Origin of the sequence: Fusobacterium sp. IOR10, assembly GCF_010367435.1 — a bacterium.
GTDB lineage: Bacteria > Fusobacteriota > Fusobacteriia > Fusobacteriales > Fusobacteriaceae > Fusobacterium_B.
In genome coordinates this window covers 1-19,261 of the sequence record NZ_WJWY01000030.1, presented here as the reverse complement: position 1 = coordinate 19,261, position 19,261 = coordinate 1, and the positions used below count along the sequence as shown (strand labels likewise).

Annotated in this window: 17 protein-coding genes; 5 read left to right on the top strand and 12 right to left on the bottom strand. The window is 27.4% G+C overall.

The window, feature by feature from the left end; translation table 11 throughout:
- Positions 1 to 132: 132 nt before the first annotated feature.
- From GIL12_RS08365 to GIL12_RS08315, 11 genes are all read right to left on the bottom strand, one after another.
- Positions 133 to 717 (bottom strand): XTP/dITP diphosphatase, encoded by a 585-nt coding sequence (locus GIL12_RS08365; RefSeq protein ID WP_163470034.1) that lies wholly within the window; start codon positions 715 to 717, stop codon positions 133 to 135.
- Between the two features lie 9 nt (positions 718 to 726).
- Positions 727 to 1,473 (bottom strand): ribonuclease PH, encoded by a 747-nt coding sequence (gene rph / locus GIL12_RS08360; protein ID WP_163470033.1) that lies wholly within the window; start codon positions 1,471 to 1,473, stop codon positions 727 to 729.
- Positions 1,457 to 3,241 (bottom strand): ABC transporter ATP-binding protein, encoded by a 1,785-nt coding sequence (locus GIL12_RS08355; RefSeq protein ID WP_163470032.1) that lies wholly within the window; start codon positions 3,239 to 3,241, stop codon positions 1,457 to 1,459. The genes rph and GIL12_RS08355 overlap by 17 nt, the downstream gene beginning before the upstream one ends.
- A complete protein-coding gene (gene lpxB / locus GIL12_RS08350; protein WP_163470031.1) occupies positions 3,234 to 4,310 on the bottom strand; it encodes a lipid-A-disaccharide synthase in 1,077 nt (358 codons plus the stop codon). Before lpxB ends, GIL12_RS08355 begins: the two co-directional genes overlap by 8 nt.
- Positions 4,311 to 4,320: 10 nt before the next feature.
- On the bottom strand, positions 4,321 to 5,130 hold the full coding sequence (locus GIL12_RS08345; RefSeq protein ID WP_163470030.1) for an LpxI family protein: 810 nt from the start codon (positions 5,128 to 5,130) through the stop codon (positions 4,321 to 4,323).
- Entirely contained in the window at positions 5,130 to 5,903 is a 774-nt protein-coding gene (gene lpxA, locus GIL12_RS08340) for an acyl-ACP--UDP-N-acetylglucosamine O-acyltransferase (RefSeq protein ID WP_163470029.1), read from the bottom strand. Before lpxA ends, GIL12_RS08345 begins: the two co-directional genes overlap by 1 nt.
- Positions 5,904 to 5,921: 18 nt before the next feature.
- Positions 5,922 to 6,359, bottom strand: coding sequence for a 3-hydroxyacyl-ACP dehydratase FabZ (gene fabZ, locus GIL12_RS08335; protein ID WP_163470028.1), 438 nt, complete (start codon positions 6,357 to 6,359; stop codon positions 5,922 to 5,924).
- 76 nt (positions 6,360 to 6,435) lie between these two features.
- Entirely contained in the window at positions 6,436 to 7,263 is an 828-nt protein-coding gene (gene lpxC / locus GIL12_RS08330; protein ID WP_163470027.1) for a UDP-3-O-acyl-N-acetylglucosamine deacetylase, read from the bottom strand.
- A gap of 13 nt (positions 7,264 to 7,276) precedes the next feature.
- Positions 7,277 to 9,499, bottom strand: coding sequence for an ATP-dependent helicase (locus GIL12_RS08325; protein ID WP_163470026.1), 2,223 nt, complete (start codon positions 9,497 to 9,499; stop codon positions 7,277 to 7,279).
- Positions 9,500 to 9,514: 15 nt separating this feature from the next.
- The gene (locus GIL12_RS08320) at positions 9,515 to 10,744 is read right to left on the bottom strand and encodes a cation diffusion facilitator family transporter (protein ID WP_163470025.1); all 1,230 of its coding nucleotides are present in this window, start codon (positions 10,742 to 10,744) and stop codon (positions 9,515 to 9,517) included.
- 227 nt (positions 10,745 to 10,971) lie between these two features.
- Entirely contained in the window at positions 10,972 to 11,544 is a 573-nt protein-coding gene (locus tag GIL12_RS08315; protein WP_163470024.1) for an AsmA family protein, read from the bottom strand.
- Positions 11,545 to 11,706: 162 nt separating this feature from the next.
- On the opposite strand from GIL12_RS08315, the gene pssA reads away from it, so the two are divergent.
- Complete coding sequence (gene pssA, locus GIL12_RS08310; protein ID WP_163470023.1) at positions 11,707 to 12,429, top strand: CDP-diacylglycerol--serine O-phosphatidyltransferase; 723 nt, start codon at positions 11,707 to 11,709, stop codon at positions 12,427 to 12,429.
- A gap of 27 nt (positions 12,430 to 12,456) precedes the next feature.
- On the opposite strand, the gene rfbD is transcribed toward pssA, so the two are convergent.
- Positions 12,457 to 13,296, bottom strand: coding sequence for a dTDP-4-dehydrorhamnose reductase (gene rfbD / locus GIL12_RS08305; protein WP_163470022.1), 840 nt, complete (start codon positions 13,294 to 13,296; stop codon positions 12,457 to 12,459).
- Positions 13,297 to 13,508: 212 nt separating this feature from the next.
- Here rfbD and GIL12_RS08300 point away from each other — a divergent pair, with 212 nt between their 5' ends.
- The 4 genes from GIL12_RS08300 (at position 13,509) to rbr (ending at position 19,105) form a co-directional block, all read left to right on the top strand.
- Complete coding sequence (locus GIL12_RS08300) at positions 13,509 to 15,233, top strand: BCCT family transporter (RefSeq protein ID WP_163470021.1); 1,725 nt, start codon at positions 13,509 to 13,511, stop codon at positions 15,231 to 15,233.
- 152 nt (positions 15,234 to 15,385) lie between these two features.
- Complete coding sequence (locus GIL12_RS08295) at positions 15,386 to 17,005, top strand: CTP synthase (RefSeq protein WP_163470020.1); 1,620 nt, start codon at positions 15,386 to 15,388, stop codon at positions 17,003 to 17,005.
- A gap of 182 nt (positions 17,006 to 17,187) precedes the next feature.
- Positions 17,188 to 18,465 (top strand): ArsB/NhaD family transporter, encoded by a 1,278-nt coding sequence (locus GIL12_RS08290; protein WP_163470019.1) that lies wholly within the window; start codon positions 17,188 to 17,190, stop codon positions 18,463 to 18,465.
- A 100-nt stretch (positions 18,466 to 18,565) separates the two neighbouring features.
- On the top strand, positions 18,566 to 19,105 hold the full coding sequence (gene rbr, locus GIL12_RS08285) for a rubrerythrin (protein WP_163470018.1): 540 nt from the start codon (positions 18,566 to 18,568) through the stop codon (positions 19,103 to 19,105).
- The last annotated feature ends 156 nt before the right edge of the window (positions 19,106 to 19,261 follow it).

Sequence of the window (19,261 nt, the reverse complement as noted above, 5' to 3'; positions counted from 1 at the left end):
GAATTTTAATTTATAGCAATTTAACAAAAATAAAAATTCCTTCAGCATAAAGCTGAAGGAACAAAAACATTATTTATTTTTTTATTTTTCTCCACCAACACCAGTTGACAAAGAACCTTTTTTATTTGCTTTTTATTTTAAAATTTCTGACAATTTTTCTTTTAAGAGTTTTATTGCTAATGCTCTATGACTTATCTCATTTTTTTTATCTGGCATTTCTGCTGTTGTTTTTTTATACTTAGGTATATAAAAATATGGATCATATCCAAAACCTTCTTTACCTCTTGGTTCATCTATAATCTCTCCAAACATTTCCCCTTTAAAACTATAAGTTTCACCTGTTGGTTTAGCTAATGTTATAACGCATACAAATTTAGCTTTTCTATTTTCAATACCCTTTAAATCTTGTATTAATTTTTTATTATTTTCTTCATCTGTAGCATGTTCACCAGAATATCTAGCAGAATAAATTCCAGGTTTTCCATCCAATGCCTTTACACAAAGTCCAGAATCATCTGCAATTGTTATCATATTGGTAAATTTTGCTATTTCTAGAGCCTTTTTTTTAGAATTTTCTTCAAAGGTATTTCCATCCTCTATTACATCTGGAATTTCTATTCCATCTTTTATTGATAACACATCAATATTTTTAATATTTAATATCTTTTTTATTTCTTTAATTTTATTTTTATTTCCCGTAGCTAACAATATTTTCATATGTTCCTCCTACTCAAATGTAGAAAACTCATCATTTAATGTCTGAGTTTGAATTTCAAATAGTTCCTTTAAACCTATTTCAGCTAAATCTAAAAGTTCATTTAATTCTTTTCTAGAGTAAGTTGCTTCTTCCCCTGTTCCTTGTACCTCTATAAATTCACCCTTATCATTCATAACAACATTCATATCAACTTCTGCTGAAGAATCTTCTGTATATTTTAAATCTAACATTGGTATACCACTTACTATCCCAACACTTATTGCAGCTACTTGTGATTTTAAGGGATTTACTTTTATTTTTCCTAATTTCATCATTCTTTCTATTGCCATTGCCAATGCAATATATCCACCAGTTATAGAAGCTGTTCTTGTTCCACCATCAGCTTGAATAACATCGCAATCTATTGTTATTGTTCTTTCACCAATTTTATCTAAATCTATACATGCTCTCAAAGATCTTCCAATCAATCTTTGAATTTCCATTGTTCTTCCAGTAAGTTTTCCCCTAGCTGACTCTCTATTATTTCTTTCTCCAGTAGCTCTAGGTAACATTGAATATTCTGCAGTTATCCATCCTTTTCCTTGATTTCTTAAGAAAGGTGGTACTCTATCTGATATAGATGCTGTACAAATTACTTTTGTATTTCCAAATGAAATTAAAACTGATCCTTCAGCATGTATTGTATAATTTCTTATTACATTAACTTTTCTTGTATTATCAACTTCTCTTCCATCATCTCTAACTATTTTTTTCATTTGTTTTTCTCCCTTTAAATTGTATGTTATATAATTTTGTGTATGCTCCATTTTTAGATAATAATTCTTCATGTTTTCCTATTTCTACTATTTTTCCTTTATTCATAACAATTATTTTATCTGAAGAAATAATTGTTGAAAGTCTATGAGCAATTACAAAAGTAGTTCTTCCTATCATTAATTTATCTAAAGCCTCTTGAACTAATTTTTCTGATTCTGTATCCAACGCTGAAGTGGCTTCATCTAATATCATTATAGAAGGATTTTGTATTAAAGCTCTTGCTATTGCAATCCTTTGTTTCTGTCCACCAGAAAGTAATACTCCCCGTTCTCCAACTTCAGTTTCAAAGCCTTTTTCCAAATCACAAATAAATTCATAAGCATTTGCCATTTTAGCTGCCTCTTCTATTTTATCTTGTCCTATATCTTCTTTCCCAAAAGCAATATTTTCCCCAATTGTTCCACTAAATAAAAATGTATCTTGAGGAACCATTCCTATATGAGATCTATATTGTTTTAAAGAATAGTCTTTCACATCTACACCATTAATTTTAATGCTCCCTGAATCTATATCATAGAACCTAGGAATCATATTAACTAATGTTGTTTTTCCACTTCCACTACTTCCTACAAAAGCCACTACTTGACCTTTTTCAACATCAAAAGATATATCCTTTAACACTCTTATTTCATTCCCAGGATATGTAAAATTAACATTTTCAAAAGCTATTTTATCAACATCTCCAGTGAAAGTTTTTGGATTTTTAGAATAAGAGTCAACTTCTGTACTCTCATTAAATATTTCCATTACCCTATCCCCTGATGGTAATATTTCATATAACTCACTATTTCTTTTAACTAATCTTTTTAAAGGTTGTTGCATAAGTCCTATTGCAGTTATAAAAGATACTAATTCCCCTGGTGTAAAACTTTTAGTGTAAACAATTGAATAACCACCGTAAGCAGCAACAATTAATATCATTATTGTTGCTAGTAATTCATTTAATGGAGAAATTTTAGCTTTAATTTTTTTTGCCCTATAAATTCTATCCATTTCCCCTTGTGTTACATCTTTATATTTATCAACAATTTCTTCTATTTTATTAAATCCTTTTATCACTTGTATACCAGCTAAGGATTCTTGCATAAACGCTGTAGCATCTCCAATTGTATCTTGTCTTCTTCTTCCTGATTTTCTTAATTTTTTAGTATACTTTTTTATAACAGATATCATTGCTGGAACAATTGTAATTGATATTGTTGCTAACCAGAAATCAACTTGAAACATTCTCACTAAAAATGCTAGTACTGTTATACCTTCCCTTAGCATGTCAAACATTAAAAATCCAATTCTACCTAAACTAGAGGAATCCCCTGAAAGTCTTGCCATTATATCCCCTAATTTATTTTTATTAAAATAAGATATAGGTAGATGTTCTAGATACTGGAATATATCTATTTTTATATCTCTTCTTATTTTTTCTGTTAAATAAGTGGAAGTAATTTCAGCATAATAGGCAGAAATTAATTTGAAAATTGTTGTAACAAAAATTGCTACTCCAACAATTAGCATCATTTTTCCATTTTTTGATATTAAAACATCATCTATTAAATATTTTGAAAGCCAAGCTGGTGCTGTTCCTAAAGCTGATGATACAATGGACAATAAAACTGTTATTGTTAACCATTTTTTATATTTTAAGCTATATTTCAAGAATCCTGCTAAAGAATCACTTTTATACACCTTCTCTATCTTTTCTTTAATCATTAATTTTCCCTTTCAATATGTAATTACCATAACTTTCAACTATATTTTTCCCAGATAGTTTTTTTCTTACTTCTTTTAATTTTTCATAATATTTTTCTTTATTGTTTTCAATAATATCCATATATTTTAAAACTTCTTCTTTATTACATCTCTCTTGAAGTAACTCAGGATAAACTTCTTCATTTAAAGCAATATTTGGAAGGGAAACTAGGCCTACTTTTAAAATTTTTCTTGCAATAAATGCATTTAGCCATCCAACTTTGTATAATACAATTGTTGGTATTCCCATAATTGAAAGTTCTAATGTTACTGTTCCAGAAGCTGCAATTGCTAGCTTAGACTTCTTCACATTATCTTCTAAACTATTATATTCTAATGTTAAATTTTCATAATCATCTAATTTATCTTCTATCCATGTTAAAACTTTTTTATCTGAAAGTTTTAATATGAAATTTTCTTCTTTCTTTTCTTCAACTATTTTCAACATAATTGGTAATAAACTTTGTATTTCTTGCTTTCTACTTCCTGGAAGAAGTAATATACTTTCTCCTCTTTCTTTTACATATGAATACTCTTCAGAAAAAGGATTTCCGTAATAAATAACTTCTACTCCATGAGCCTTATAAAAATCAACTTCCCATGGAAATATTACTAAAATATGGTCAGCTAATTTTAAAGTTTTTATACGACCTTCTCCCCAAATCCAAAGCTTAGGAGGAATATAGTAAAAAACTTCCACATTGGGAACCTCTCTTTTTAAAAGTTTCAAAAGTTCTAAATTAAAACCTCCATAGTCAACTAATATAACTTTTTCTATTTTATTATCTATAATAAATCTTAAGTATTCATTAGCTCTTTTTTTTAAAAGCTTATATTTTTTTAAAGCCTCTACAAAACCCATAATAGCTAAATCCTTAATATCATATAAAATATTAACTCCTAGTTTTTTACTATGTTCTCCAGCCACTCCATAAAATTCTATACTATTATCTAATTTCAATATACTTTCAACTAAATAAGAAAGGTGTAAATCTCCTGACACCTCCCCAGTAGACACAAATATTTTCATAATTTTCCCCTTAAGATTTTATTCCTATAATAAATATATTATTTTCATTGGCTAATTTTATAGATTCTTTACTATCTATAAATATCATCTTTCCTGATTCTCCAACAATTCCCTTAGCTTTTATCTTTATCAATGTCTTTATTGTATCAATACCAACTGTTGGAATATCAACTCTCATATCCTGTTGAGGTCTTGCCATTTTTACAACTATACAGTCTTCTCCTCCTAAATATCCACCTCTTAGTATGGCCTTGTCTGTTCCTTCTATTCCTTCTAAAGCTATCACAGATGAATCTTTACATACTACAGTTTGTCCAGCATCCACTTCACTTAATTTTTTAGCTGCTTCTATTCCTATTTTTATTGTTTTAAAATCTTCAGCACTAGGTCTTGTTTCAGTGTATATTTTCTTTTGAAAAAGAATTTCTTTCAAAAGATAGTTTTGAGGCAAAACTTTTATCTTATTTAATTTAAAAAAGCTTATAACGCCAAAAAGGAGAGTCTCATCTTTCCTATCTGGAAGACTCTCTATAATAGCTTGACCATATTTATCTAACTTCATATCTTTAAATATTATCTCTTTTTCTATTTTACCTAAAAATATAATTTTAGATATATTATTTTTTATAAAATATTTTGTAATTTCACCAACTTGACCTATATTAAATCTCATGAAATTTTTATGTGTCTTTATCTCTTCCTCTATGCTTTCAAACAAACCTATTGGAAAAAATTCTATATCTTTATTTATATTTCTTATTTCATTCATAAAGCGAATAGGTAATTTTCCATCTCCAACTATTACACCTATTTTTTCCATTATTTAGCTATCCCCCGATTACTACTCTTTATAAAATCTACTAATTTATCAATGGATTCATTCCCTTTATAATTTTCTTCTAGTTCAGCTAAAGCTTCCTTTAGAGGAAGTTTTTTTCTAAAAATAATTCTATATGCTCTTTTTAATATTCTAAGATCATCATCTGTAAAACCTCTTCTTCTCAATCCTACACTATTTAAGCCTACAGGAACAGCTTTATTTCCATCAGCTAATATAAATGGACATATATCTTGAGTTACTGCAGAAGCGCCACCAATCATTGCATGATCTCCAATTTTACAAAATTGATGTACTGGGGTTAATCCTCCAACGATCACCCAATTTCCTATTACAACATGTCCAGCAAGAGTAGCATTGTTAGAAAATATACAATTATCTCCAACAATAACATCATGAGCAACATGAACATAAGCCATCAATAAATTATTATTCCCTATCCTTGTTTCCCATCTATCGTCAGTTCCCCTATGAATAGTCACAAATTCTCTAATAGTGTTATTATTTCCTATTATAGTTTTTGTAGGTTCCCCTTTATATTTTAAATCTTGAGATGCTTTTCCTATTGAAACAAATGAATAAATAGTATTGTTTTCTCCTATTTCTGTAATTCCTTCAATAACAGTATGAGATTGAATAGTTGTCCCTGATCCAATCTTGACGTTTCCCCCAATAATGCAAAAAGGCCCTATTTTAACATTATCCTCTATTAAAGCTCCCTCTTCAACTATAGAAGTACTATGTATTTCAACCACTTTATTCCCCCTAACATATTATTTTTCTACAATTGAAAATGTAAACTTTGCTTGAGTTACAATTTTCCCATCAACCTTAACTACGCCCTCTGCCTTAATTATATTTCTTCTTTGTTTTAATATTTTAGCTTCATATATCATTTGATCCCCTGGTCTTACAGGAGCTTTGAATTTAACTGATTCAAAAGCTGCAAAATATGGCACCATATTTTTTCCTTCTTCACCATATTGTTCAAAGACTAAAACTCCTAAAGCTTGAGCTAACCCTTCTACAATCATAACTCCAGGTACTATTGGATGTCCTGGAAAATGTCCCCCAAAAAATGCTTCATTTATTGTTACATTTTTCAAACCTACAACTGTTTTTTCTTCTAAATTAACTTCTAATATTCTATCCACTAATAAAAACGGATATCTATGTGGTATTCTCTTCATTATTTCAATGGTGTTCAACATAATTTTATATCTCCTTTTAAATATTCTATCAATATATTATATCAAATTTTTATATTTTTTGTATATTTTTTTATTTTTATATATTTTTTATTAAATTGGCAAATTCTATATCAAGAGCGTGACCTGATTTTATAGCTATAATATGACCTTTTATAGCCTTATTTAAAACTTTAAAATCTCCAATTAAATCTAATATTTTATGCCTCACAAACTCATCTTTATATCTAAGACCATTTGGATTTAGAACTCCATCTTTTTTTATTACAATAGCATTTTCCAAAGTTCCCCCTAAGGCCAAATTATTTTTTTTCAAATATTCAATTTCATAATCAAAACCAAAGGTTCTAGCATTGGATATATCATTTTTGTAGTTTTCTAATGTTATATCTAACTCTAACATTTGACACTTTAAAAATGTGTGATCAAATTTTATAGTATATGTTACCTTATATCCATCGTAAGGTAACGCAACAATATGTTTATCTCCCTTTGTTAAAAAAATAGGCTCTTTTATTACTAATTCTTCCACTTCTTCTTCTAAAATTTTAATTCCAGCTTTTTCTATTTCTTCAACAAAAATTCTTGCACTACCATCACAAATTGGCAATTCATTTTCACATAGTTCAACTATTAAATCTGTTATCCCTAAAACATAAAGAGCTGATAAAAAATGTTCAATTGTATATACTTCTGCTCCAAACTCATTTTTTAAATTAGTACCACGTGTTAAATCAAATGTATTTTTTAAATCTAATTTAATTTCGTTTTTACCTTCTTCTAGGTCCACTCTTTTAAAAACAATTCCTCCTTCATTTGAAGGTATTAAATGTAGTTTAATGTTTTTCCCCTTATGAAGACCTATTCCTTCATAAAAAATTTCTTTTTCTATTGTTTTTTTTCTCATGAAATTCTCCTATCTATTCTTTTGTTAAAAATTTTCCTGCAAGTACCATTGCTATATCTTTTTTTCCTGTTACAAACTGTACTGTTACTTTTTTCTCACTTACATTAATAACTTTTCCTAAACCAAACTTATTATGTGTAACTTTATCCCCTGTTTTATAAGGTAAGTTCTTTATCATTTTTATATTAGCTTTAAGTTCCTCTATATCATCTACAGTATTTCTTGTATTTATTTTTCTTTTAGCATATCTTTCTAATATTTTTTCAGCAATATCTTTTTCAGCTTGTTTTTTTCTGTATTCCAATTGAGGATTTTTTTCTTTTATTATAAGAGAAGGGGAAACTTCTTCTATAAATCTAGAAGGAGATCTATACTCTTCACGTCCATAAATATATCTACTCACTGAATAACTCATGAATAATTTTTCTTCAGCTCTTGTTATAGCAACATAACAAACTCTTCTTTCTTCTTCTAAAACATCTTCATCAACTAATACTTTCCCAGCATTTGGAAATAATTCATCTTCCATTCCAACTAAAAATACAACAGGGAACTCTAATCCTTTTGCATTATGTATAGTCATTAGCTTTATATATTCTCTCTCTTCTTCAAGCTCATCAGTTGCACTAACTAATGAAACATTTTCTAAGTATTCTCTTAAAGTTAAATTATCTACTATTTTTTCCAACTCAACTATTGAATTTTTAAGTTCATCTATATTTTCTAATCTTGACTCAACATTATCGTTTAGTGAATTTAAATAATCTTTATAACGAATTTTAGATATTAATTTATCAAATATTTCAGAAACTGATAACTCTAGAGAAGCTTGAATAAGTTCTTCTATAACAGAGTAAAATTCTTTCAATTTTTCCAATGTTGACTTTCCAATTCCTTGTACTTTTTCAATTTCTCCTAAAGTTTCATAAAAATTTAAGCCATTTTCTTCACCATATAAATTTATTTTTTCTAATGTTTTACTTCCTATTTTTCTCTTTGGAACATTAATTATTCTATTTAAATTGATTCCATCTTTTTGATTATTTATTACAGATAAATATGCTAATATATCTTTTACTTCCATTCTTTGATAGAATTGCATTCCACCAAAGATTTTATAAGGTATTCCATATCTTAAAAAACCTTCTTCAAATAATCTTGATTGAGCATTTGTTCTATAAAGAATAGTGAAATCACTATATTTCTTACCTTGAGATTTCATTCCGACTATTTTTTCAATTACATAGTTAACTTCTTCCCTTGCTGTTATACAAGGTTTAACTAAAATTTTATCTCCTTCATTTTTATTTGTCCATAAATTTTTATCTCTTGAAGTTTTATTGTTTTTTATAACTGAATTAGCTGCTTCTAATATTACTTTTGTTGATCTATAATTTTCTTCTAGTTTTATAACAGTTGCATCTGGATAATCTTTTTCAAAATCTAAAATGTTTCTGATATTTGCCCCTCTAAATCCGTAAATACTTTGATTTTCATCACCAACTACACAAATATTTTTATATTTACTAGCTATTTTATTTATAATATTATACTGAATGTTGTTTGTATCTTGGTATTCATCAACCATTATATATCTATATTTTTCTTGAACTTTATTTAAAATTTCTTCATTTTCTAATAATTTATATGTATTAACTAATATATCTGAAAAATCCATCCCATTATTTGCTTTAAGTTCTATATTATATCTTTTGTATACTTCACTTATAATATTTGCATTTGGTTCAAATTTATGATTTTCTGCATATTCCTTTGGATCTATACCATTTTCCTTTAATTTTGAAATTCTAGATACTACTTTTCCTTCTGTTAGTTCATTATCCTTTACAACTAATTGTTTAAGTATTGCTTTTACTATTTTTTTCTGATCATCCATATCATATATTGTAAAATTAGCATCATAATCAATAACTTTAGAATATATTCTTAAAAGTTTCAATCCAAAGGAATGAAACGTTGAAATCATTACTTTTTTACCATCTTCCCCTGCTAGATTCTCTACTCTTTCTTTCATTTCTTTTGCTGCTTTATTTGTAAAAGTTACAGCTAAAATAGAATAAGGGGACATCCCTAATTCCATTATCATATGTGCTATTCTGTATGTTATAGTCCTTGTTTTCCCAGAACCAGCTCCTGCTAAAATCAATAAAGGACCATCTATTTTAGCTCCCGCTATTTGTTGTTGTTCATTTAACTTTGATAATATATTTTTCATTTAACTCTCCTCACATTAATCTATCAAACAATCTATATGTATCATTACATCCTTAACCTCTTCAAAATCTATTGCTATTGATTCACTTAAACTATCTGTAAGACTATGGGCCTCATAGACAGTCATATTTTTATCTAATCTTATATGCATACTTAAAAATATTTTATCTCCGTATCTTCTCATATATATATCATGAACATTTTTTATATTAGTATTTTTATAAATGTATTCTTCTATTTTTTTTATAAATGTATCATCTTGCTTATCTAAAATAGAATTTGAAGTTTCTAATATAGTTATTACCCCTTCTTTGAATATTAGTATTGAGACTAATATAGTTAATAAAACATCAAATATATCTGAAATATAGTATGATAGCAATATTCCTATTATAACACTAAAAGATGATATTGAATCACTTTTACTATCCCTTGCATCAGCAATTAAAGCAATATTATTTGTTTCTTTACCAACCTTTAGTTTATTTAAATACATCATGTATTTTATAACAACTGATATTCCTGCAATCCAAATAATGTTAAGATTTATTTGGTAATTAATCTGTTTTTTCAATAAATTTACTAGGGCATTTCTAGCAATTTCAAAGGAAGTTAAAATTATTATAACTCCCATAACAGTCCCTATAACACTTTCTATCTTTTCATGTCCATAAGGATGTTCTTCATCTCCTGGAATATTACTGAAGTATATTCCTAAAAGGATACCAAATGAAGTAAATACATCTGACAAAGAATTTATACCATCTGCAACCAATGCTCTTGAATGTCCATAAATTCCACCAAATATTTTTATAACTGCTAAAAAAATATTTAAAAAAACCGATTTTATAGCTACTTTTTCCCCATCTTTTTTCCTTTTTCTCGCTTTTTTTATATCTAGGCTTAATTTATTTCTATTTATTTTCCTAAAATTAGCTTTTTTTAAAAAATTTTCTATATCATTATTTTCATACTCTATATTCTCTTTTTTTTTCTTTATTCCATGCTCTATAAAAAAAATTAACAGTTTCATACCACAAGATTTATATCTTTCGCTTTTTTTTATAAAAATCTTTTCTAAAATATATTTCTTAGGAAATACTCTAGCTACAATATATCCTATATCTTCATTATTTTCACTTAATACAATATATAATGAATCATCTATTATTGGAATATCTCCATCTAATTTCCTATATTTTTCTTCATCCTTTCTTATTTCTCTTACATCTAATATTTTATACATTCTAACTACCATCCTTGTAGTTTTAAATTAAACACTTATAAAAAAAAAGAGAGTTAGCTCTCTCCTTAGATATATCTATAAAATAATAGTGCCATGAGTAAAAACACTTCGAATTTGCACCCACAACTATATCTTAGTGCTGCTTCCTCTCGAATCTGACACGGTTCAATACGACTATGCCGCAAACCTCCATCATTCCTACTCATGACTGAATAATTATAACATATCTAATTTTTTTCGTCAATAACATTCTTTTTTACAAAATTAATAAATTTTCTAAAATCTATTTTTGAGCCTTCAGAACTATTCATTTTAACATTAATATTTTCATCAAATAGTTTAGCTTGTATTTCTATTTTATCAATTTCAATAATCCATTTATCTGAATTTTTTTCTCCAGTTGAAATTATTTGATTATCTGACGTTTTGTTTTCCAATTTAGACTGTACTTTCTCAGAAGTTAATTCTCCTAAATTTAACAGTGTCTCCATCTTGTCCTCAGCAAATTCTAATCCTTGTACATTTATATCTTTTATTTCTATTCTTTTACTTAAAATATCTGAAAAATTTAATTTAACATCCATTTTTTCAATTGATGAAATATCTTCTATTTCTATTTTTTTTAGTTCTAGAAAATTTTTGAAAATTGAATAATCCACCCCATAAATCTTCACATTGGCACCTAACTCTTTTGTCATTTCTTTTTCTATTCTGCTTTTTATAATAGTATCTTTCAATCCAAATATTGCAATTAAAAAAACTAAAAAAAAGACACCAACCATATTAAATATTTTTTTCATAACAATACCTCCAAATAAAAGTTCACAATAATTTAATATCTATTTCCTAAGCTAATTATACCATATTTTCTTTAACCTCGCATGAAAAGAAATAAAATTGAATTTTATTGCTTTTTATGCTAGAATTCTATGTACATTAATAAAAATAAGGAAGTGGTTAAAATGGTTGAAAAGAAATATATAGCACCTAATGCAATTACTGCTGCTAATATGCTTCTTGGTTATCTTAGTATTATATCCTCAATAAAAGGAAATATTCATTATGCTATTTGGTTTATTTTTTTAGCTATGGTTTGCGACGGATTAGATGGTAAGACAGCAAGAAAATTTGATGCCTTTAGTGAATTTGGTAAAGAATTTGATTCCTTTTCAGACGCAGTATCTTTCGGAATTGCCCCTAGTATTTTAGTATATACTAAATTATCTGAAGATCCAAAATTTGCACCCTTTGTAATTCCTGTTGCTTTTATCTACGCCCTATGTGGAGTTATGAGACTAGTTAAATTTAACGTTGTAACAACTGCTTCAGATGAAAAGGATGATTTTAGCGGTATGCCAATTCCAAATGGTGCAGCAACTATTATTTCTTATCTTTTAATTTGCATACAAGCTGAAAAATTTGGATATAATTTGTTTAGTATTGAAATTTTTATGGGTATAACTGTTATTTCAGCAGCTTTAATGGTTTCAACAATACCATTTCTTACTCCAGATAAAGTATTTAATTTTGTTCCAAAGAAATTTATGACTATATTTATAATCTTAATTTTCTTAACTTTAAAATATAGTATGTTTTTAGTTTCTTTTTACTATATTATTTATAATTTATTACAATATCATAGTTATAGAAAAGAAATGAAATTTACAAGCTCATTTGATGATTAAAAAAAAAGGATGAATTCATCCTTTTTTTTAATTTAATTCTTTTAAGAATCTGTCTATCCCAGATTCCCATGTTGGAATTTTTCTATTAAGAACCTTCTCTATCTTTTCACTTGATAATTTTGTATATTTAGCTCTTTTGGCTTTCAATTTAAAATCACTTGTTTTTGCTCTTTTTAATTCTCCAATCCAACCTATTTTTTTCAAAATATAATTTGCTTGATCATACTTAGAAGCTTCTCCTGAATTTGAAAAATGATATAATCCATATTTTTTTGTTTTTATAAGTTCCCATGTGAATTCAGCCAAATCTTTAGAATAGGTAGGTGAAGAAATTTGATCATCAACTATAGCCAATTTGTTCTTTCCTTTACTCCAATTAATAACCTGCTTATTAAAGTTGTTATTTCCAATTCCAAAAACCCAAGATGTTCTCACAACAAAAACTTTCTCATAAAGGTTTAAAACATTTTTTTCCCCTTGAAACTTTGTACTACCATACACTGAAAGAGGGTTAGGAAGGTCTTTTTCTGTATATGGTAACCCTTTCTCTCCATCAAATACAAAATCAGTTGAATAGGTTATAAACTCTGCTCCTATCTTCTTTGCTATTTTAGCCAAAAACTCTGGAGATTTTGTATTTAACTTTTCACATATTTTATACTCTTCCTCTGCTTGATCTACATTATTATATGCTGCGCAGTTAATTATTAAATCTATATTTTTTCCATCTACAAATTTTTCTATATCCTCTTCGTTAGTTATATCTAATTCCCTCACATCTGTTCCTATATACTTTATTTTTTGTGAATCTAATAATTTTTTAAAATCATTTCCTAACTGTCCATTAGCACCTGTTATCAATATCATTTTTTCTCCTTTTTATATTCATAATCTATACATTTAATATATTCTATTTACGTACATTTTTCAATATTTTTTTTATTTTTTTTCAACAGAATCATTAAGCCTATTATTGCACCAAAAATAGCTTATTTGAAATAATTCATTACATGTGATATAATGAAAAAGTATTTTTTTATATATAATATTATTTACTATGATTTATTTACGGAGGTATTATGAGTAAGCTTTTAAAGAAAACCGCTGAGGAAAAATTATTTAGTCGTAATTTTACTGGCTTTGGAATGGATTTAAATCCAATCGTTTCGATTGGTACTGGAATTATAATATTGGGATTTTCTCTATTTGCTTTTTTAGATTTAGATAGAGCTAATAGAATTTTCAATCTTATAAACGATTATATTGTTCAACATTTAGACTGGTTATTTATTATGACTAGTAATATTTTTATATTAGTTTGTCTTATTTTTGCTTTTTCAAAATTAGGAAAGGTTAGAATTGGAGGAGTTAATGCAAAACCTGAATTTAGTAATTTTGCTTGGTATTCTATGTTAATTTCTGCTGGAATGGGAATTGGACTTATGTTCTGGTCAGTTGGTGAACCTCTATATCATCAACAAGTTACTCCACCTATTTATTCTAGTTCAAATTCTCTAACACAAGCTCTTGCAACTACATTTTTTCATTGGGGAATACACCCATGGGGAATATATGCTTTAATTTCTCTAGCATTGGCATTTTTTGCATATAACAAAAAATTACCTTTATCCTTAAGATCTGTCTTTTATCCTCTTTTAAAAAATAAGATATTTGGATTCTGGGGAGATTTAATAGATATTTTAGCTGTAGTTTCTTGTTTGTTTGGATTAGCTACTTCACTAGGATTGGGAGTGCAACAAATTAACAGTGGACTTAACTATGTTTTTGGAGTTGAAGTTTCTGTATTTGTTCAAGTTATTTTAATAGTTATTATAACTGCCATTGCAACAATGAGTGTTGTTTCTGGAGTTGAAAAAGGAGTTAAATTCCTTTCTCAATTAAATATTATTTTTGCTGGAATTTTAATGGGAATCATTTTTCTATTGGGTCCTACAGGATTAATTGTTAGAACTTTTAGTAATTCCCTTGGTCTTTACTTAAATGATTTTCTAACAACTACATTCTTTATAGATTCTTCAAATAGTACTTGGCAAGGATCTTGGACTGTATTCTATTTAGCATGGTGGATTTCTTGGTCACCATTTGTTGGAATGTTTATAGCTAAAATTTCAAAGGGTAGAACTATTAGAGAATTTGTTTTAGCAGTAATGATTGTCCCATCTTTACTTTCTTTTTTATGGTTAAGTGTTTTTGGAGTTACTGCTTTTCACATAAATCAAATTACCCAAGGTCAACTATTCAATGTTGTTCAAAGTGATGTTTCTGTTGCACTTTTTGAAATGATTAGACATTTGAATATTCCTTTATTTCAAGGAGTTATTAGAATTTTCTTATCTGTATTTAGTACTATTTTAATAATTTCTTTCTTTGTTACATCAAGTGATTCTGGTTCTCTTGTTGTTGACCAAATTACATCAGGAGGAAAATTAGATTCTCCAGTTCCACAAAGGGTATTTTGGGCATCTATGGAAGGATTAACTGCTATAATTTTACTTATGATTGGTGGAGAAAAAGCTCTAAAAGCTCTTCAAACAGCTGTTATAACAACTGGATTACCATTTGCTATAATTTTACTTCTTGTTGCCTTTGTACTTATAGAAAGTTTAAGACAAGCTTATAAAACACAAGAATTTAAAAAGGCTACTACAAGATTTGAAACTTTAATGGATAAATATATTGATATTGAAAATGATATTGATAAGAAGACTTTAGAAGATCTTGGAGGAATTGTTATAACTCACAAAAGAAAAATTAAAGATAAAATTAAAAAAAATAAAAAATAAACTTAAAAATTTTCAAATTTTGTGGTATAATATCTCGTATTAAATTTTTGGAGATTCAAAATAGAATAGTGTAATTAAAAATCAGGTGTTTTTTTTTTCACCTGATTTATTTTTTGTAAAAATAAAAAGTTTAATTTTATTGGAGGTAATAAATGGAAAGTATCAGCAAAGAAACCAAATTTATTTTTGTTACTGGAGGTGTTGTTTCTTCACTTGGAAAAGGAATTACAGCAGCTTCACTTGGAAGATTATTAAAAGAAAGGGGATATAAAGTTGTCCTTCAAAAATTTGATCCCTATTTAAATGTCGATCCTGGAACTATGAATCCATATGAACATGGAGAAGTTTTTGTAACTGAAGATGGAGCTGAAACAGATTTGGATTTAGGTCACTACGAAAGATTTATCGATAGAAATCTTTCTAAAAGTAGTAATATAACTAGTGGTAAAATTTATCAATCAGTAATCACTAAAGAAAGAGAAGGTCAATATCTTGGAAAAACTGTTCAAGTTATTCCTCATATTACAAATGAAATAAAATCTAAAATTATTGCAGTTACTAAAGAAATTGAAGCTGATATAGTTATTACTGAAATAGGGGGAACTGTTGGAGATATTGAATCTACTCCTTTTTTAGAAGCAATTAGACAATTTAAATATGATATTGGGGAACATAATGCAATATATATACATGTAACTTTACTACCTTATTTAAAAGCTGCTAAAGAATTAAAGTCAAAACCTTCTCAACACTCAGTAAAACTTCTTATGAGTTTAGGAATAAGACCAGACATATTAGTTTGTAGAACAGAGCATCCTATTAATAATAGCATCAAAGAAAAATTATCAATGTTTTGTAACATTGAAAAAGATGCTGTTATAGAAGCTGCTGATGCTGAAACTATTTACGAGCTTCCTTTAATTATGGAAAAAGAAGGATTAGCTAGAATCGTTTGTAAAAAATTAAATTTAGAAGAAAGACCTTTTGATTTAAGTAACTGGGAAAAAATTGTTTATAACATAAAAAATCCTAAGGAAAAAATTAAAGTTGCTGTTGTTGGTAAATATGTTAAATTAAAAGATGCTTACCTAAGTGTTACAGAATCTATTGAACACGCTGCTTTTTCTCAAGGATTAAGTGCTGAAATAAGTTATCTTCAATCTGAAAATTTAGATTTAGAGAAATTAAAGAACTTTGATGGAATTTTAGTTCCTGGTGGATTTGGAGATAGGGGAATTCTTGGAAAAATACAAGCTGTTAATTTTGCTAGAGTAAATAAGATTCCTTTCCTTGGAATTTGTCTTGGAATGCAACTTGCTGTTATTGAATATGCTAGAAATGTTTTGGGATATAAAGATGCTGATTCAACTGAATTTAACCCAAATACAGCTTACCCTGTTATTGATATCTTAGAAAGTCAAAAAAGCATTGAAAATATGGGTGGAACTATGAGACTTGGAGCATATCCTTGTGTATTAAAAGAAAATAGTTTAGCTAAAGAATTATATGGAAAAATAGAAATTTCAGAAAGACATAGACATAGATATGAATTTAACAATGATTTTAAAGAAGTAATAGAAAAATCTGGTTTAAGAATATCTGGAACTTCTCCTAATGGTGTTTTAACTGAAATAGTTGAATTATCTAGAGAAGAACATCCTTTCTTTATAGCAGGACAATTCCATCCAGAATTTAAAACTAGACCAAATAATCCTCATCCTCTATTTTTAGGATTCATAAAAGCCATTTATAATAAAACAAATAATTTATAATTTGAATAATTTGAAATTATTATGTATACTATTAGCATAAACAATATTTTGGAGATAGGGCTCTCCAAACATTCGACTAATTGTTAAATGCTTGAAGCTAATACAAAACTCTATGAACATTCTCCAAATGTTTATAGAGTTTTTTTTGTTTTTAAATTTTATACTACTCTAGGAGGATTACTATGGCTACTTTATACATGATACTTGGAATTTTAACATTTACTATTACATTTTATTTTATAATAACTGAAAAATATCCTAAATCATTGGTAACGATTATTGGAGCTTCTTTTATGATTATTATAAATATTTTAGATGAAGAAACTGCTTTAGAAACAATTGGATATAATTTGGAAGTTTTAATTTTATTAATGGGTATGATGATGATAGTTGAAATTATGTCTGAAACTGGAATTTTTCAATGGATTGCAATCAAATTAGCCCAAGTATCAAAGGGAGATCCAATTAAAATCCTTATTTTTCTTTCTTTAGTTACTGCATTTTTTTCAGCTCTTTTAGATAATGTTACAACCATTTTATTAATAGTTCCAATAACAATATTTTTAGCTAAAAAATTGCATTTAGATCCTAAACCTTTTATACTAGTACAAATATTTATGTCCAACATTGGAGGAACTGCCACTATGATTGGGGACCCTCCTAATTTGATTATTGCATCTCTTTCAGATAAAAATTTTAATGATTTTATTATAAATCTTGCCCCTATTATACTTATAAATATTTTTGTTCTTTTATTCTCAGTTAGCTTTTTTTTAAGAAAGAAATTAATTGTTTCAAGGGAATTGAGAGCTAGTATTATGGAACTTGATACATCTAGAATTATTACAGATAAAAAATTGCTTTTAAAATCTGTCACTATTTTTATTTTAGTTATTCTTGGATTTTTAACTAATTCATTTTCTCAAATAGGGCTCGCTATAATTGCAATTTTAGGTTCCACAATACTTGTACTTATTTCAAAGAAAAAACCAGAAGAAGTATTTAGTAAAATAGAATGGGATACCTTATTTTTCTTTGGAGCTTTATTTGTTTTAGTTCAAGGATTGGAAGAACTTGGAATAATTGAATATATTGGTTCTTATGTAGTAGCCTTTACTAAAGGAGATTTAAAATTAACCTCTTCTCTACTTATAATAATATCTGGACTTCTTTCACCAATAGTTGGATCCGTTCCATTAAGTCTTTCTTTTGGAAAATTAGTCTCATCAATTATACCAAATTATACTGGAAATACTGAATCATTATGGTGGGCACTTTCCCTTGGATGCTGTTTAGGAGGAAATATGACTATTGTTGGAGCTGCTGCTAATATGGTTGGAACTTCTGTTTCTAAAAAAGTTGGTATTGAAATAACCTTTAAAGAATTTTTTAAATGGGGACTTTTTATTGTTCTTCAATCAATTATTTTAAGCTTAATTTATATTTATTTGAGATATTAATTATAATTTTATCGTTCCCTTGACTTTTAAAAAATACTTTGGTACAATTATTACATAATTGAAATTATTACATTTACATAAAGTTAAGGGAGGATTCATTATGGAATTAAAAGGAAGTAAAACTGAAAAAAATTTAATGGAAGCTTTTGCTGGAGAATCTCAAGCTAGAAATAAGTATACTTACTATGCTTCTAAAGCAAAAAAAGAAGGTTACGTACAAATAGCAAATATTTTTGAAAAAACTGCTGCTAATGAAAAAGAACATGCTGAACTTTGGTTCAAACTTCTTCATGGAGGTTCTGTTCCTTGTACTGTAGAAAATCTTAGAGATGCTGCTGATGGAGAAAATTATGAATGGACTGATATGTATCATAATTTTGCTGCTACAGCTAGAGAAGAAGGTTTTGAAAAAATTGCAAGAGTTTTAGAAGGAGTTGCAAAAGTAGAAAAAGAACATGAAAAAAGATATAGAAAACTTCTTCAAAATGTAATAGATGACTCTGTTTTTTCTAAAAAAGTTGCTGTTGTTTGGGAATGTGGTAACTGTGGATATCTTCACGTTGGGGAAAGCGCACCTAATGTTTGCCCTGTTTGTGATCATCCTAAAGCTTACTTTGAACTTAGAAAAGAAAATTATTAATAAATATTATAACAATAGTAAAGAGCTGCTTATGTAGTGCACCCAAAATCTTAGACAAATAAGATGGAGGGTGCATTTCTTATGTCCAAATTAACAAATAAACAAAAAATAGAAATTTATGAAAGAAGGTTGAAAGGAGAAACAGTAAAATCTTTA